Below are 17,407 nucleotides of genomic sequence, written 5' to 3'. Positions count from 1 at the left end.
TATGGAAGGTTTAGCTTAAAGGGAATTTCTCACTCGGCGTATCTGTTCCCATATGTACCTTCTCTATCAAGGTTCTCACGAAGACTACACAAGCTTGAACCCTACCTGCGGACAATAATTAGAAAGATAGGGCTGTCAGGTAGGAGTCCCAAGAGATACTTCATAGACAGCAAACCTATAAAGGTCTGTGAGAATATCAGGATACCGAGGGCAAGAGTTTTAAAGGGAGAGGAATATAGAGGATATATACCCAGCAAGAGGGAGTACTTTTTTGGATTCAAGCTACACGCTCTTATTGATGATAGAGGATTATTCAGAGAGGTTCACTTGCTTGAGGGTAGGTTGCACGACCTTGAAGGATTGGCTGTTATGAGCTTTTGGGGAGTGAGAGGTCATGAAGTTATAGGGGATAGGGCGTATGTTGACTACAGTTTTGAGGATGAGTTGGCAAATGAAGGTATATGTTTAAATCCTGTGAGGAGGGTTGGGGAGAACAGGTATGAGGGAGAGTGGATTGAGTACTTCAAAAGGCATGCCAGAAGGCTGATAGAGAGTATCTTCAGTGTGATTTACAGGTTTTTAGGATTGAGACCTTATGCACCTACTAAGGATGGTATTGTTCTTAAAGTCCTCCTGTCTGTTCTCGCTTTCAATCTTTACAGGGGTTTTACCTTAAGGTTATAGTCATGACCTGTAGGTAGCAACTCGGGTTAATTTATCAGCTTCAGCAAGCGCAAAACCAAGCACCGTGAAGGTAGGAATAAGTACCACACTTTTTACCAAATCAGGCTCAAAAAGCCCACCTATTATCAGATTAAATATGGCAGCTATTCCAGAAAGTATAAGTGCTTCTCCGAATTTATTCTTTATATCTAATTGGAAATAAGCATTTAAAAGCTTATAAACAATAATTACAAGGATTAGTATAAGCAAAATAAGCCCTATCAGACCGGTTTCTACAAGCTCATGAATGAAAATATTGTGCACATGATAGTTTGGACAAGGATACTTATATATCTGGTTTATCTGAGAAAAATACGAAGGCCATTGACCAAAGCCTATGCCAAATACAGGATGCTTTTCAACTATTTTAAGCCCTTCTTCTAAAAATATTAGCCTACATTTAATACTCCACTCTGCTTGTATATTCGTGAATATACTTAAAAATCTACTTCTTACCTCTGGTATTAAATAAATTAAACCAAACGTAAAAATTATAGAGCTAATAGCAAACATAGAGTATTTAAAAGAGCGTTTAAATCCCACAAGGATCAGAATTATAAAGGCTGTTCCCAAAAATCCCAAATAGTAGCTTCGGGATTGGGTAAACAGCAAGCCTGTTACAAGGAGAGGCACGAATATGATAAATTTTTTGTTCATCTTTATTGTAAAAACTAGGGATAGTAAACTAGCTAAGGACCAGATAAACCCAGATTTTATATGATTTCTATGAAAAGCCTGCAAATATCCTCCCTGGAAGAAACCTAAATCCACAACACCTAAAAACTCAAGAATAGACAGTGCAGTTATTAAAGATAAGGAAAGTATGAATGAGTAAAATAAATAACCAAATTGGTGCTCCACTTTGGCATAACGAAATACAAAAATAGGGGAAACATCAAAAAGAAACTTGACATTCTTGCTAAGAATATTTATAGACACAACACCTTTTATCCAGCAGGTTATTACCCTCCACAAAGCGAGTAATAATATAAATAAATTGATTGAATCTTTGTTCCGAAAATTCTTAAGTCCTATTTTTACACTTAAAAAGATCAAGAGTAATATGTAAACAATTAGAACAGCACTGTCCGTTATACTCCAGGACAAACCAAACAACAATAATAATAGCTTCATAACTTGGAATATTTTATAATAAAAAGCAATACGCCGGGTGAGAAATTAGACCTCAAGTTCACCCCTCCTATAATAGCTATATCCAATAGCATAAGCATATACATACACAAGCACACAAGTTAAAGTCCTCCACCCACTACCAGCATTAAAAAGCTTTATCTGACTTATAACACCTTCCACTACCTGCCTTTTTGCCCTCATCTCCCTACTACCACACACAATCACACCTTCACAACCCCTATAACCCCTATCACCATACACCACACAATTCTCCACAAGCTCCCTAAACCATAAACTCCTTCTCTTCCTTTCCCTAAATGCCCTAACCTCATGCACACTTCCAAAGCTTATCCACACATCATAAACTCTTCCCCACCTATCACATAACACCATCATCAACATGCCATACCTGACCTCCTCAAACTCCACTACCTTCCCATTGTCTCTCCGAACTATCTTCCTTCTCCTCTTTGCCCACCATACCTTCCCTCTTACCCTCCTTATCTTCTGTGTCCTCGCCCTGTTTACATTGGCTATGTCCACTATGGTTCCATCTATTACAAGTTCTATCTTCTTACCATACAAAAGCCTTGCTAAAATCCTTCAATTCCCTCATAGTCGGGAAAAAACTTCACTGGAAAAATCTCGTATACAATAAACAACACCTTCAATTCCCTCATAGTCGGGAAAAAACAAATGTGGGGAGTGAAATATTCTAGACGGCAATACCCTTCAATTCCCTCATAGTCGGGAAAAAACGAGATTACCAGCAATCGCTAGCTCGTGTCTATAGAACTTCAATTCCCTCATAGTCGGGAAAAAACCCGTTAATTTTAAAAAATAAAAAAATCCATTAATCAAGTAATGACGCTACTTTGCAGGTAGTTTTTGTTTTCGTTAACCGCTCGCAAATTGAGGTTAATTGCATCGTAGCTCACATAATGCAAATATATTTTCTATTATATTCCCACTTTTACCCGCATCACTACTTGAATATTACAATAATATATTTTCTGTTTTCACGATGCAAAACTAAATGATACCTAATATCAAATAGCAAAATTTCTTTATTCCTCAAAAATTTAAGCGGGCTTTACCTATTCACTTGTCAAAGTCTTTAAAAAAGTTATAAAAAGTATAACAAATTTTCCTTTTTTATGCAACACCTTCAGAAAAATCCCTTCAATTCCTCATAGGTACACTAAAAACGAGCTCCTTAAAGAAGCTCGCAAACCAGCAAGAATAAGTTTCAATTCCTCATAGGCACGCTAAAAACCGCATCAGAATGCATACGACGACCCTGTATTGAACGGTTTCAATTCCTTATAGGCACTCTAAAAACCCAACAGGACAGGGAAAGAACCCACAGAAACAACAAGTTTCAATTCCTCATAGGCACTCTAAAAACTAACTAATCTTATATTACAATTTACATATCAAAAATGTTTCAATTCCTTATAGGCACTCTAAAAACTATTTAAACCATTTAAAACTCCAGCTAATTGAAGTTTGTTTCAATTCCTTATAGGCACTCTAAAAACTGGTACAGCTTGAACTAAAAGCTCCGATAGAACAACGTTTCAATTCCTTATAGGCACTCTAAAAACTTTCAACAGAAAAAAACGGAATAGACCTAAAGTATAGTTTCAATTCCTTATAGGCACTCTAAAAACCCTCTATTGATTTTTTCAATAGTCTTGAAAACCGCGGTTTCAATTCCTTATAGGCACTCTAAAAACCAGTAGTATTCAATAGTTTGCGAATTTTGAACGCAAGTTTCAATTCCTTATAGGCACTCTAAAAACATGCTATTCTCAAGTGACAATTGAGAGATTTACATGAGTTTCAATTCCTTATAGGCACTCTAAAAACCCTTCTTTTAGCTTATTCGGTTGTCAAGGTTCAAATCCTTTATTATCAACTATTAGACATTATAGTACACTTTTCCAAAAAATGCAACTGAAATAGCAATTTTCCTGTCGACCTTTGATCCTGCAAAAATCCCCGGAGATCGACAGTGATTATTTTTCAATCACTTAACTCAATTAACTCAATTAACCCCTTCTAATTGAGACTCAAAAACTGCCATTTTCGATAGGACGACAACAGCAATTCGGTAGTTAATAACAGTTTTGTAATAAGCTGTATTTCTTTAATTTTTGCCATTATTCCAGTCTCTAAGATGACCGGGGAGTTTTTCTTCCGGATAAGTGCCTTTATAGATGTCGTCCAGATGCCACCACCAGTAATCAGGTCTTTCTTTTTCTCTGTATGCAGGTGGTCCGTACTTTTTGAGCCTCTTAAGGAGCTCTATATCAAGAGCTTTTACTCTTTCATCTTCACTCAATCCTAAGCGTTCTATGGCATCTCTTACATCAGTTAGCATCCAATAGTTGTGGTGAGAATATGCGTCGGGCAGTTCAGGAGGATATTCAAGGACAGATTTATAATCTTCTATCAAAGTATCTGCATTATTACCGAGCCGAATGTCTCCACTACCCTTTCTACTCATACTTTCCTAGATAATCTAACCTATTTTATCAACCTCTTAAGCTTTGGGTCTAAGGCGTCTCTTAAAGCATCTCCAAGTAAATTGAAAGCCAGTATTGTTAAAAATATTGCAACACCCGGAGCAAGTATCCAAGGGTAAGAGGATATAGCGGTTATACTCCTTGCAGAGGAAAGCATATTACCCCAGCTTGCGTAAGGCTCTTGTATTCCAAGTCCTAAAAGACTAAGTGCACTCTCTCCCAGTATGTATCCCGGAATTGATAAAGTTGCAGCAATTAGTAAGTAAGAAAAAGTGTTTGGTAGTATATGTTTTGCTATTATTCTAAAAGAAGAAGCTCCGTAAGACTTTGCAGCTAAAACATACTCTTGCTCTCTTATAGACAAGACCATACCTCTTACAACCCTTGCCAGTCCAGCCCAACCAACAAAAGACAGTATCACAACTATAAGTAAAAACACCTCTACAGAAGATAAAGTTATGGGAAAAACAGCTCTTAAAGCAAGCATAAGGTAAAACCCCGGAAAAGACATCACTATCTCAGACAACCTCATAAGAATGTTATCAACTTTTCCACCGAAGTATCCAGCCACTCCACCTATAACAGCTCCTATAGTAAAAGAAAGTAAAACTCCTATTATACCGATAGATAGAGATATTCTCGATGCGTAAAGCATTCTTGAAAATATATCTCTTCCTAAGTTATCAGCTCCAAGAAGGAAAATCTTCCCCTCTTTTACACCAAAAAGATGTAAATCTGTTTTTATAAAACCAAGTAAGTAATGCTCATGTCCTCTTACAAAAAACTCTACTGGGTATTTTACATCGTAATTTACTTTATAACTTTTAAAAACAGGGTCAACAAAGTCATACTTGTAAACAAATGGTCTTAAATGAAAATTCCCCTTCTCATCAAAAAAGTGAATCTGGGTAGGAGGATGGTAAGGAGTGTCTCTGTGCTGAATATCGTAAGGGTATGGTGCTATAAAGTCTGCAAACAAAGCTAAAAAGTAAAATATACCTAATATATAAAGGGAGATATAAGCAAATTTATTTTTTTTGATATATTTAAAAACTTCCTTCATTTTAGTATTCCTTCAACTTCTCTCTGTCTTATTCTTGGGTCTAATTTTGCAAGAAGTAAGTCGGCTATAAGGTTTCCTATAATAAGCATTATTGAACCTATGTAAAGCCCACCCATTACAAGGTACAAGTCTTGAGATAAAACAGCATCAAGCATAAGCATACCCATTCCCGGCCAGTTTACAATAATCTCTACTAAAGCAGCTCCAGATAACAAAGATGCTATTTCAAAACCAAGTATAGTTATAAACGGGTTTAAGGCGTTTCTCAAAGCATGTTTTAGTACGACCTGTTTTTCAGTTAAACCTTTAGCCCTTGCAAATAGAACGTACTCTGACTGTAGAGCTTCAATCATTGCACTTCTAACAAGCCTTACTAACCCTGCCAAAGAAGTTATTGCAAGGACAAAAGCAGGAAGACTAACATGCCATAGTCTATCTAAAACCTTTTCCCAAAAAGGCATACTTTCATAACCCGGACTTGTAGCTCCTCCAGTTGGAAGTAAACCAGTCTTTACAGCAAAAAACAAAAGTAAAAAAGCTAAAAAGAAAGAAGGTAAAGACATAAATGTAAATGAGAATACCTGTATAAACCTATCTATTATAGAGTTAGGCCTTAAAGCAGCTATTATTCCTAAGGGAACTGCTAGTAGCCACGCAAGTAATCCAGAGGTAATCGATAAAAATAAAGTGTTAGGCACTCTATCTTTTATAAGGTCTAAAACAGGCATGTTATAACTAAAGGAAAAACCAAGGTCAAATAGTAATGCATTTGAAAGCCATTTAAAGTATTGAATAAGGATAGGTTGGTCTAATCCGTAAGTTTGCTTTAGTTTCTCAATTGTAGACTCAGATATTTGAGGGTTCATTCTCAGCTGGTCTAAGTAATCTCCAGGAGCCATCTGGATGATAACAAAAGAAAGAAAAGTGATCCCTACTATAAGAGGGATCATCTGGAGAAGTCTTTTTAAGATGTAAAGTATCATCAGTACTTTTTCATAAGCTTTTTGATGTTTGAGATTGCCTGTCTTATTCTTTTTTCGTTTTCAACTACTGCAAATCTAACATAGCCTTCACCGTGTTCTCCAAAACCTATTCCGGGAGCTACGGCTACTTTACCTTCTGTTAAAAGTAGTTTACTAAACTCTATTGAACCAAGATGTCTAAACTTTTCTGGAATTTTTGCCCAAAGAAACATAGTAGCCTTGGGTTTTTCTACAGGCCATCCAGCTTTATTAAGTCCTTCTACTAATATATCTAACCTTTTTGAGTAAGTGTCTCTAGCCTTTTCTACAACAGAGTAATCTCCTTCTAAGGCTATTATACTTGCTACTTGAATTGGTGTAAATGTTCCATAATCAAGGTAGCTTTTTAGTCTTTTGAGGTTATATACAAGTGTTTCATTTCCTAAAACAAAGGCAACTCTCCACCCAGCCATTGAAAAGCCTTTAGTCATAGAGTAGGTTTCAACTGCAATATCTTTTGCACCTTCTACCTGTAGAATACTTGGTGCTTTGTATCCATCATAACAAAGATCACCATAGGCAAGGTCGTGGATTATCCAAAGGTTTTTCTTTTTAGCAAAGGCCACTATCTCTTTAAAAAATTCTAAATCTACAGTCATAGTTGTAGGGTTATTAGGAAAGTTGAGAATAAGGACTTTTGCCTCAGGGTAAGAGTCTTCGTAAGTTTCATATATATTTTTTAGAAACTGTTCTTGCTTTTCACTGTCAGACCCTTCTAAGGGAAGAGGTACAGTTAAAACACTTGCTCCAGCTATTACTGGTGCGTAGTAGTGAATAGGATACCTTGGGCTTGGAACCATTGCAATGTCTCCCGGTTCAAGCATTGCAAGCATTAAATGAGCCAAACCTTCCTTAGAACCTATCGTCATTATTACTTCTTTTTCAGGGTCAAGATCTACGTCGTACCTTTTCTTATAAAAGTCAGTTATAGCTTTTCTAAGCCTTGGTATTCCTTGAGACATTGAGTATCTGTGAGTTGTTTTCTTTTTTGCAGATTCACACAGCTTTTCTATTATATGAGGAGCTGGTGGCAAGTCTGGATTTCCCATACCAAGGTCTATAATATCCTCTCCTTCTTTCCTTAACCTTGCCTTTAAATCGTTTACTACTGCAAATACGTACTGTGGAAGTCTTTTAATTCGTGGAAACTCTTCAGGCATCATATCACTCCTTTATAAGTTATTCTAAAACTGTCATTGGGTCTAAAGGTGTTACATTTTTTCTAACTTCAAAGTATATACCGCAATTATCAGAGTTTTTCAACCTTCCAGCTGACCCAATTGTTTCTCCTTTAGTTACAACTCTTCCTTCTTTTACGTTAATACTGTCTAAGTATCCGTAGACTGTTGTTAAGCCGTTGTTATGTCTTATTACAACTAAGTTGCCAAAGGCCTTTATTCCATCTCCTGCGTATATCACCTTACCATCTTCCGAAGCTCTTACGGGAGCTCCACATTCAGTCTGGATATCTATGCCTAAATGTCTTACTTGGTCATCGTTTTGGAAAGGTGCAACAACTTTACCTCTTACAGGCCAATCTAACTTTATACCTAAACTATCACCGTTAGCAACTTTAGGCTCAACTTTTTTAGGCATAGGTACTTCTTTTGTTGGAGATTCCTCCTTAACTTTTGGCTCTTCTTTTAGAGTCTCCCGTTTTTCTTCAATTACAACATTTTTAGATTTAGATACATCTTCTACCGCAACACATACCTTTTGTCCAGAATCTACGTATTTAACACTTGATGGTAAGTTGTTAATCTCTCTGATTTTCTTTGTAGAAGTGTGAAACTTTCTTGCTATTTCTTCTAAAGAAATCTTCTTTGTTGGGTTGTAGATGATGGTACAGTTTTCTAAATCTTGTGATTTAGGTGCTTTTTCTTCTACTTTTTCTTTCTTAGGTGCTAAGCATACTTTCGTTCCGGCTTTCAACCATTGGTTTGAAGGTATATCGTTTAGTTTTTCAAGAATAGACACATCTACACCTGTCCTTTTTGAAACGTGTTTTAACGTTCCACCTTTTTTAAGTGTGTATACTTCACATTTAGAGTAATCTATTGAAGGAGTTGTTACTTCTTCCTTCTTTTCTTCTTTTTTCTTTTCTGACCCTTTTAAAGGTATTTTAAGCTCATCTCCTGCGAATATCTTCTCATCTTTCATATTGTTGTAATCCATTATCTCTTTTACGGTTATACCGTACTTTTTGGCAATTGTTTCAAGAGTATCACCTTTTTTAACTGTGTAGGTCTCTTCTACTACCTCTACTTTTTTCTTTTTTTCTTGTTTTGAAGTTTTTACAGGTATTTTTAACTTCATACCTTCTCTTAATTTTTTTTCATCCTTGATATTATTTGCTTTTTTGATATCTTCGATACTTACGTTGTATTTTTTTGCTATCTTTTCTAAAGTATCACCTTTTTTTACTTCGTAAACTTCAGCCATAGCCATAAAAGGAATTAATGCTGATATTAAACCTAATTTAATACTCGATTTTAAACTCATCAAACCCTCCTTCTTTTTCTAAAAATTCGTACCTAATACCGTTAACACTTGCTAAAGGTGGTCCATTTTCTATAGCTTGGAAAAAGTTCTTTAATGTTTCTTCGTCAGCTTCAGCCAAAACTTCAACAGTTCCATCGGGAAGATTTCTTACGAAACCCCTTACATTCATTTGGTTTGCTACTTTTTTAACAAACTTTCTAAATCCTACACCTTGAACTCTTCCAGCAAATATTATGTGTAACTGCATCTTTCTACCTCTTTATGTAGTTATTTTTTAAATAGATTACAAATTCTTGTGGATTATTGATATCAAAGGTTAAGTTGTACTGGTAGTAATCTGTTATAACACCAACAAGTCCACCTTCCTTACTTATCATCAGTTGCCTATTTTCTTCCTTCCTTATCACTTCAAACTTGTCTATACCTTTTACTGTTTTAAAACCTTCTACTATTATAATATCTATGTCCTGTGTTGTGAAGTTTTTTATAATGTCAAAAAGTGTGTAATCTCGCATTCTTACAAAAGAAGATACTTTATCAGGAGATGCTACTATAACTTGTTTTGAGCCAGCTTGGTAAACTTTATAACTGTCTTTGCCTTCTGTGTCTGTTTTTGCCTTTCCTTTTGGGTCGTGTTTTATATAACATACATTGTATCCTTCACTTGAGAGAATATTTACAACTTTCTCTATAAATGTGGTTTTTCCACTGTTGTGAGCTCCTACTATCGCTACTACTGGTTTATCCATGGGTATGCTTTATCAGTGTATAGATTGTTTTTTTAAGATTTTTTCTATCTACAACCATATCAATCTGTCCTTTTTCAAGTAGAAACTCTGCCCTTTGGAAACCTTCAGGGAGCTGCTGTCTTATCGTCTGCTCTATAACTCTTGGACCTGCAAATCCTATTAAACTTTCTGGCTCTGCTATTATAATATCCCCTAAAAATGCGAAACTTGCAGAAACACCCCCCATCGTAGGATCTGTTAAAACAGATATATAAAGTATTCCGGCTTTATTTAGTCTATCAATAGCTATAGCTGTTTTTGCCATCTGCATAAGAGATAGTATACTCTCTTGCATTCTTGCTCCACCGGAAGCTGCTACGGATATAAAAGGAATCTTTTTTTCTATGGCAAATTCAACACCCCTTACAAACTTTGCTCCTACAACACTTCCCATACTTCCACCCATAAAGTTAAAGTCCATAGAAGCTATAACAACTTCTCTGTCGTATATAAGACCGTTTGCAATTATAATTGCGTCGTTTAAACCTGTTTTTTCTTGATACTCTTTAATTCTGTCTTTGTATTTTTTCGTATCTTTAAAGTTTAAAATGTCAACAGGTTTTATCTTTGGAAAAAGGTCGTAAGAGTATACCTTGTCTAAAAGGGAGTCTACCCTTTCTTTTGCAGACATTCTAAATGTATAACCACAGTGTGGACATATCTTTAGATTTCTAATAAGGTCTTCTATGTAAAGAAGTGTTTTGCATTTTTCACATTTAATCCAAGACCCTTCTTCTATTTTTAACTTTTTTCTTCCTTTTATCTTGTCTATAAAATCTTTTAAGCCCATCTTCACTCCTTAATAACAGCTGCTGTGAGTATTCTACTTTCAAAATCTCCGTTTCTGTAGGAGAAAAACTTTCCACTACACTTTGTACACTCTCCAAGGTCATAAATATCTTTTACAGAAAGTTTTATTAGCTTATCTACAGCTGCGCTAACTAAATCTAAGTAAGGTTTATCGTTGTATATTTTATAAAATTTATCGGATATATTCAAATTGTTTACAAATTGTTTATCAACTTCATAACAACAACCCCTTATACAGGCACCAATAAAGGCTTTAGCTCTTTTATCTTTAAGAAGACTAAAACCATTTTCTATAATACCGCCAAAAAGTCCTTTCCACCCAGCGTGTATAACTACTATCTCTCTACTGTTAAACAGCACTATAGGAATACAGTCAGCAGTAAGAACCCCTACAGCTGTATTTTCTTTATTTGTGTATATGCCATCACACTCTTGATTTAAGTCTTCTTCTACCTTTACAACCTTATTTGTGTGTTTTTGATTTGGTATATGTATAGTATCTACACCCAGAGATAGTTGTACAGGTAAACGGTTTTTTTCTTCTCTTTGATTTAAATCTTGTTTTTCAGTAAATGCTATTAAAATGTTATCAAACGTAAGTAATCTCATAGAAAAATTATACCATTGTGATAAAATTAATTTAAGAGGTTTTTAAAATGTTAGAAGTTTTGGATTTAGATACAAAAAAGAAGATACTAGACAACTACAACGAAAAAAAGAAAGAACTAATATTAAAACATTATGCAGGAGAAAGTGGTTTAGAGATAGTCAGGCAGCTCTCTGATTTAACAGACCAGACCATTCAAGATTTTGCCAAAATATCTTTCCCAGATTTAGAGAATGTAGCCATTATCGTTTTAGGTGGATACGGAAGAAGAGAGCTTTGTTTTAAATCAGACATAGACATATCTATCGTATACACCCACGAAGACATATCAAAACTAAAAGTAGGCATTGAAAACTTTTACTACTGCTTACTTGATTTAAAAGTTGACATTGGATTTTCACCAAGAAACATAAGAACCTTTTTAGACTTATCAAAAGAAGATTTAACAGTTGCAACTGCTTTACTTCAAGGAAGATTTTTATACGGAAATGAAGAAATTTTCAAAACATTAACAGACAGATTTAAAAAACTAATTAAATCAAGAAGAAGAGCTTACATAGAAGCAACTTTAAAAGCAAGAAAAATCAGATATCAAAACACAGGAAGTAGTATATATATGATGGAACCCCACGTTAAAGAAGGTGAAGGAGGCTTAAGAGACTTTCACGAAGTATACTGGATAGCAAAAGTCTTAGACGATGTTAACGACTACAAATACTTTGTAGAAAAACAGATAATTCTTGAAGAAGAGTACATAGAGCTTATGAACGCATACGACTACCTACTTAAGATAAGAAACCAGATGCACCTTTTATGTAATAAAAAATGCGATGTCCTTACCTTCCCACTACAAGAAGAAGTAGCTAAAAAATTAGGATATGCAAGCCCTGAGGCAGATTACGAAGAACTTAGAGAAAGTGTTGAAAGAATGATGAGACTCTACTACCTAAATGCTAAATCTATAAATAACATCACCAACAGAATACTAAAAAACCTTATCGAACAAGAAAATCCTTATGAAGAGTACATACCAATAGACAATGTCTTTATAAGAACGTCAAAAGAGATAGACATATTAGACCCAAAAAAGTTTGAAAGAGACCCAGTAAACATTTTAAAAGCCTTTAAATACTATAAAGATTACGGTTTAAACTTCTCTTCAACTCTTGAGTATCTTTTAAGAAAAAATGAAAGAGTTTTAAAAAACAAAGTTTTAACAGAAGAAGAAAAAGCATTAATAAGAGAAATTTTTTCTAATATATCAAATCTTCCAAGAACTCTTAAAAAGATGCAAGATTTTTACGTCTTAGATGACATTATTCCAGAGTTTGGATATCAAAGATGCCACTTTCAGTATGACCATTACCACAAGTACACAACAGATGCCCACGCAATAAAAGCATTAGAAGAGTTAGAAAACCTTCAAAGAATAGACAGCCCTCAAAAGAAACATATTTATGAGATATACAAAGAGATAGAAAGAAAAGACCTTCTTATATGGGCAGTATTTTTACACGATATAGGAAAAGGACATAAAACTGACCACAGTGAACTTGGAGCTGAATTAAGTAAAAACATTTTAGAAAGGTTTGGATATCCTCCTGCTGATGTAGAAACCGTATCTTTTTTAGTAAGGCACCATCTTGATATGGCACACATCTCTCAAAGAAGGAACCTTCACGAGCCGAAAGTAATAACTGAGTTTGTAAAACTTATAAAAAACAAAGAACTTTTAAATATGTTAACAGTTTTAACATACTGTGATGCAAACGCTGTAGGTCCCGGAGCTTGGAACGATTGGAAGTTTGCACTACTTATGGAGTTATACACAAAATCTACTCAACTTCTAACAGAAGGAAGTATAGAATCAATAGAAAAGAAAGCAGAAGAAAAAAGAATAAAACTCTTAGAAATATTGATACTAGAACTAGGGAAAGAAAAAGCAGTTAAACATCTAAACAGGTTATCAGACTACTACATAGTATCAACTCCAATAGAAGATATACTTAAACATGTTAAATTGGAAGACAAACTTCTATCCTCAAATAATAAATTTAGTATACACTTTGAAAAGAATACGGGAGCTGGCTACTCTCAGGTAATAATAGCGATAAAAGATATAGACAATCCACTTCTCATAATTACAGGAATACTGTCTTACCTTGGTATAAACATACTTACAGCTTACAGTTTTGAAAGAAAAGACGGAGTTTACCTTATAGACCTACAAATCTCTACATCAAGTCTTGAAGCTGTAGATGAGGCTAAATTTAGTAGATTTGTTGAAATTTTAGAGAATGTTTTAAAAGACCCTTCTTACTTTGAAAAGATATCAGTTAAAAGACAGAAAGGATTTAAGGCAAGTACTGTTCCACCCCCTATATTTGTAAAAGTAGACAACGAAATGTCAGAAGGGTACACTATCTTTGATGTATCAGCTGAAGATAGGATAGGACTTCTTTTTGACATTATTAAAGTTTTTGCCTCTTTTGATATATATGTCCATATGGTTAAAGCTTCTACACAGGGACTTAGGGCACGGGACGCATTTTACGTAAGGACAAAAGATAAAGAAAAAATAACAGACTCAAATTTTTTAAAAAACGTTCAAGAAAAACTTTTAGAAGTTATAAAAAGTTAAAATCTTATAAACTATAAAAGACACTATCCATGCAGAACTAAAGTTTATAGCGATAGATATAAACATCCATTTATAACTGTTAAGCTCCTGCTTTATCGCAAATACAGTTGCAAGACAAGGAGTGTATAAAAGTAAAAATACCAAAAATGAGTAGGCAGATGCAGGAGTAAAGGCACTTCTTATACTATCAGCAAGACTTTTATTAAACTCTTCTTCACTCTCTACCTTTACAAAACCAAAGACAGCCATAAAGTTTTTTACAAGATTTATGTTCGCATCTACAAATCCAACCACTATCTCTTTTACTCCTTCTTGAAAAGATAGCTCTTTAGTTTCTTCCTCAATTTTTTCTCCTACATATATGTTACCCATCGTTGACAGTACAACTTCCTTAGCAACAAATCCAGAAAACAAGGAGGCAGTTGCTTCCCACGTTCCAAAACCAAGTGGTTCAAAGATAACAGCTACCTTTTGAGACACTTTTGCAAGTATCGTTTTATCTTTCTTTGCACCGTAAGGAATGTTAGTTAAAAACCATACTAAAACAGACATAGCAAATATAAATTTTCCAGCCTCTACTATAAAACTTTTAACTCTAACCCAAGCATTGTTTAAAATGTACCTTAATGTAGGAAGTCTGTAAGGAGGAAGTTCCATAATAAAAAATTCAGACTGAGTTTTAAAGTGAAATTTATTTAGCAGTAAGGCAACTATAATAGCGGTTAAAATGCCTATCAAGTAAAGGGAAAATATAACAAGTCCACCATGATTTTTAAAAAACACGGAGACAAAAAATGCAAAGACTGTAAGCCTTGCACCACAGGACATAAATGGAATCATTAACGTAGTTAGAATTTTTTCCCTTGTATTTTCTATAGTTTTAGTAGCATACACCGCAGGAACATTACAACCAAAGCCAAGTAGAAGAGGTATAAAAGACTTTCCACTAAGTCCTATACTACTAAAGAATCTGTCCATCAAAAAGGCAGCTCTGGCGATATAACCACTACCTTCTAATATTGCTATCATAACATAAAGAGTAAACAAAACAGGAATAAACGTTAAAACAAACCCAACACCACCAAGTACACCTTCACTGACAAAAGATTTTAAAACATCGTTTGCATTAACACTGTTTAAAACAGACAAAGTCCATCCAGATACAACACTTAAAACTTTATCAAGCCACTCAACGTAAGGAGAAGATACTTTAAAAGTAATCTCAAAAACTATCCAGACTAAAAGAAGGAAGATAGGCAGTCCAACATATTTATGAAGAAAAATTTTATCCAAGGTTATAGAACTATCTACTACGTCTTCCTGCTGTTTTTTAACTGTTTGATGATACACACTTAAAACGTTTCCATACCTTTCTTCTACAATAAATGTTTTTACGTCTTTTTTGTACAAAGACTTAATCTCATTTCTAATTTTTTCAATATTTTCTTCTAAATCTGGAGAAATAGAGTCTTTAAAAGACCCTTCAAGTAAAGATATTGCTAAGTATCTTTTAGGGTAGATATCTAAAAGAACTGGATTATACTCTTTAACAAGGTTTATTACTTTCTTTAAATACTCTTCTATCTGCGACTCAAAATGTTCACACTGCACAAACTTTTTATTTTCATAAGTCTCTACTATTTTTTCTAAAAGTTGGTCTATACCTGTTTTATTTTTTGCAGAAGTTGGAATTACAGGACAGCACAGCAGTTTACTCATCTTTTCATAATCTATGATTATTCCTTTTTCAACTGCTTCATCCCAGATATTTAAAGCAACTACCATAGGAATTTCCAACTCTAATAGCTGAAAAGTAAGGTATAGGTTTCTTCTTAGGTTTGTAGCATCTACAACGTTGAGTATAACGTCTGGCCTTTCTTTTAATAAAAATTCTATAGTTATTTTTTCTTCTGCAGTTTGGTTTCTTAAACTGTATACACCTGGAAGGTCTATAAATCTGATTTTGTAATCGTTGTATATAAAAGTAGCTTCTAACTTTTCAACTGTAACACCAGGCCAGTTTCCTACCTTTATATCAGAACCTGATATTGCATTAAGAAGTGCAGATTTTCCTACGTTTGGATTACCCACAAGAGCTACAGTAATCTCTTTCATCTCTCTTCCTCTACAAGAATACAAGAAGCTTCTTTTCTTCTTAAAGCAAGACAGTAATCGTGTACTTTTACTTTAATAGGGCCTCCAAAGGGTGCATCTTGAATAACCTCAACCCTTACACCTGGAATAATACCAAGGTCGTACAATTTATGTTTTATATCATCACATCCTTTTATATCTACTACCTTACCTATATGACCGGGTTTTACATCTTTTAAAGTCTTCATCAAAGCTCCAATTAAAATTAAATCTCAATTTATATTATAACCAAAACGAAGAAAAATCTATGATTTTTACATTAAAATAGACATAAAGAATCTGTATATAGGTAGTATTATAAACCCAATAACACCTGTCATAAGAAGTAAAATAATCAAGAAAAATCCAAAATGTTCGTAAGGTTCCACTTTTGCCTGTAATTCTCTTGGTAGAAGATTAAGGAGGATATTGCCACCATCTAAAGGAGGTATAGGCAGAAGGTTAAATATACCTAAAATAAGGTTTATAGATACAGCATACTTGAAAAATATAGCCAGAGGAACAATCACACTTTCTAAAGCCCCAACTCCAAAAATAGAAGCAAAGTAAGTTAAAAAAGTCTCATTTCTTACAAGATGATACAGCCCAGCAAACAAAAAAGCTAATAAGAAGTTAGCTCCAGGTCCTGCAAAAGACGTGATTATAATTCCTTTTCTCATATCTATCTTAAAGTTAAGAGGGTTTATAGGAACAGGTTTTGCATAACCAAAAAGTATAGGAGAGTTAAGGAGTATAAGTATTCCCGGGATAAGTAAAGAACCTAGAGGATCTATATGAGGAATAGGGTTTAATGTCAACCGTCCTTCTCTTTTTGCTGTATCATCTCCAAGTTTATATGCAACAAGTCCGTGGGCTACCTCATGGAATATCACAGCCATAAGTAATGCCGGTATCATAAATATAACATCAGTGATATTGATACTCATCTGCACCTCTAAAAACTATTTTACCGTTTTATTTTAGCATAACACAGTTGTGGTATAATGGGTTTAACAAAACGTAGTAGAGGGTTTTTATGAGATATTTGGCTGTAATGTTTTTATCTTTTCTACTTTTCAGCTGTCAATCTTTGCCACCAGAGGCACACTTTATAGACCAAAATAAAATTACAGGTAAGATACTGATTGATGAAAATCTAAAAGATAAATGTAAAGGAGATATGTTTATCATCGTTAGAAAAGGTATATCTCCTCAACCCTTGGCAGTAAAGAAAGTTAAAAATCCTGACTTTCCTTACAACTTTAAGATTACCCCTGCAGATGTTTTATTTGAGGATATGTTTAAAGAGTTTAAAGATGAAGTTATCTTATACGCTAAAATATCCCAATCGGGGAATCCTATGGAAAGTTCAAAGAGCTGTGAAAGTGATCCAATCGTCGTAAAAACAGGAACTCAAAACGTAGTTATAAAAATAACAAAGTATACAGAGTGA

17 protein-coding genes are annotated in these 17,407 nt (G+C 34.4%); 3 read left to right on the top strand and 14 right to left on the bottom strand.

The genetic code is table 11. The features are described from left to right. Positions 1-24: 24 nt before the first annotated feature. Positions 25-684: an IS982 family transposase gene (locus SULAZ_RS08830; RefSeq protein WP_083758894.1), complete on the top strand. Its 660-nt coding sequence runs from the start codon at positions 25-27 to the stop codon at positions 682-684. On the opposite strand, the gene SULAZ_RS05300 is transcribed toward SULAZ_RS08830, so the two are convergent. The 11 genes from SULAZ_RS05300 to SULAZ_RS05245 all read right to left on the bottom strand — a co-directional run bounded on the left by SULAZ_RS05300 (position 685) and on the right by SULAZ_RS05245 (position 11,182). Next, entirely contained in the window at positions 685-1,857 is a 1,173-nt protein-coding gene (locus SULAZ_RS05300; protein ID WP_083758893.1) for an O-antigen ligase family protein, read from the bottom strand. A 45-nt stretch (positions 1,858-1,902) separates the two neighbouring features. Further along, entirely contained in the window at positions 1,903-2,442 is a 540-nt protein-coding gene (locus SULAZ_RS08925) for a hypothetical protein (protein WP_041675853.1), read from the bottom strand. Positions 2,443-4,009: 1,567 nt separating this feature from the next. Continuing rightward, entirely contained in the window at positions 4,010-4,369 is a 360-nt protein-coding gene (locus SULAZ_RS05290) for a hypothetical protein (protein WP_041675851.1), read from the bottom strand. 20 nt (positions 4,370-4,389) lie between these two features. Further along, complete coding sequence (locus tag SULAZ_RS05285) at positions 4,390-5,451, bottom strand: ABC transporter permease (protein ID WP_012674697.1); 1,062 nt, start codon at positions 5,449-5,451, stop codon at positions 4,390-4,392. Then, on the bottom strand, positions 5,448-6,434 hold the full coding sequence (locus tag SULAZ_RS05280; RefSeq protein WP_012673739.1) for an ABC transporter permease: 987 nt from the start codon (positions 6,432-6,434) through the stop codon (positions 5,448-5,450). The genes SULAZ_RS05285 and SULAZ_RS05280 overlap by 4 nt, the downstream gene beginning before the upstream one ends. Then, positions 6,434-7,633, bottom strand: a complete 1,200-nt coding sequence (locus SULAZ_RS05275) for an aminotransferase class I/II-fold pyridoxal phosphate-dependent enzyme (RefSeq protein WP_012673667.1) — start codon at positions 7,631-7,633, stop codon at positions 6,434-6,436. The genes SULAZ_RS05280 and SULAZ_RS05275 overlap by 1 nt, the downstream gene beginning before the upstream one ends. Before the next feature lie 19 nt (positions 7,634-7,652). Next, the gene (locus SULAZ_RS08710; RefSeq protein ID WP_012673965.1) at positions 7,653-8,975 is read right to left on the bottom strand and encodes a LysM peptidoglycan-binding domain-containing protein; all 1,323 of its coding nucleotides are present in this window, start codon (positions 8,973-8,975) and stop codon (positions 7,653-7,655) included. Continuing rightward, positions 8,953-9,222, bottom strand: a complete 270-nt coding sequence (locus SULAZ_RS05260; protein ID WP_012674741.1) for an acylphosphatase — start codon at positions 9,220-9,222, stop codon at positions 8,953-8,955. Before SULAZ_RS05260 ends, SULAZ_RS08710 begins: the two co-directional genes overlap by 23 nt. Before the next feature lie 4 nt (positions 9,223-9,226). Continuing rightward, positions 9,227-9,724, bottom strand: coding sequence for a molybdopterin-guanine dinucleotide biosynthesis protein B (mobB, locus tag SULAZ_RS05255; protein ID WP_012674184.1), 498 nt, complete (start codon positions 9,722-9,724; stop codon positions 9,227-9,229). Next, positions 9,717-10,553: an acetyl-CoA carboxylase, carboxyltransferase subunit beta gene (gene accD, locus SULAZ_RS05250; protein ID WP_012674247.1), complete on the bottom strand. Its 837-nt coding sequence runs from the start codon at positions 10,551-10,553 to the stop codon at positions 9,717-9,719. The genes mobB and accD overlap by 8 nt, the downstream gene beginning before the upstream one ends. A 2-nt stretch (positions 10,554-10,555) precedes the next feature. Next, positions 10,556-11,182: a purine nucleoside phosphorylase YfiH/LACC1 family protein gene (locus SULAZ_RS05245; RefSeq protein ID WP_012674993.1), complete on the bottom strand. Its 627-nt coding sequence runs from the start codon at positions 11,180-11,182 to the stop codon at positions 10,556-10,558. Between the two features lie 47 nt (positions 11,183-11,229). Here SULAZ_RS05245 and glnD point away from each other — a divergent pair, with 47 nt between their 5' ends. Continuing rightward, a complete protein-coding gene (glnD, locus tag SULAZ_RS05240; RefSeq protein ID WP_012673585.1) occupies positions 11,230-13,821 on the top strand; it encodes a [protein-PII] uridylyltransferase in 2,592 nt (863 codons plus the stop codon). Here the strand turns inward: glnD and feoB are convergent. From feoB to SULAZ_RS05225, 3 genes are all read right to left on the bottom strand, one after another. Then, a complete protein-coding gene (feoB, locus tag SULAZ_RS05235) occupies positions 13,801-15,936 on the bottom strand; it encodes a ferrous iron transport protein B (protein WP_012673592.1) in 2,136 nt (711 codons plus the stop codon). The genes glnD and feoB overlap by 21 nt on opposite strands. After that, positions 15,933-16,163: a FeoA family protein gene (locus SULAZ_RS05230; protein WP_012674690.1), complete on the bottom strand. Its 231-nt coding sequence runs from the start codon at positions 16,161-16,163 to the stop codon at positions 15,933-15,935. Before SULAZ_RS05230 ends, feoB begins: the two co-directional genes overlap by 4 nt. Before the next feature lie 66 nt (positions 16,164-16,229). After that, positions 16,230-16,901, bottom strand: a complete 672-nt coding sequence (locus tag SULAZ_RS05225) for a site-2 protease family protein (protein WP_012673729.1) — start codon at positions 16,899-16,901, stop codon at positions 16,230-16,232. A gap of 89 nt (positions 16,902-16,990) precedes the next feature. Here SULAZ_RS05225 and SULAZ_RS05220 point away from each other — a divergent pair, with 89 nt between their 5' ends. Then, complete coding sequence (locus tag SULAZ_RS05220; RefSeq protein WP_012674019.1) at positions 16,991-17,407, top strand: c-type cytochrome biogenesis protein CcmI/CycH; 417 nt, start codon at positions 16,991-16,993, stop codon at positions 17,405-17,407.

Source organism: Sulfurihydrogenibium azorense Az-Fu1 (assembly GCF_000021545.1).
Classification (GTDB): domain Bacteria; phylum Aquificota; class Aquificia; order Aquificales; family Hydrogenothermaceae; genus Sulfurihydrogenibium; species Sulfurihydrogenibium azorense.
Note: the sequence above shows the minus strand (reverse complement) of the source record. Positions and strands in the feature narration are given on the sequence as shown.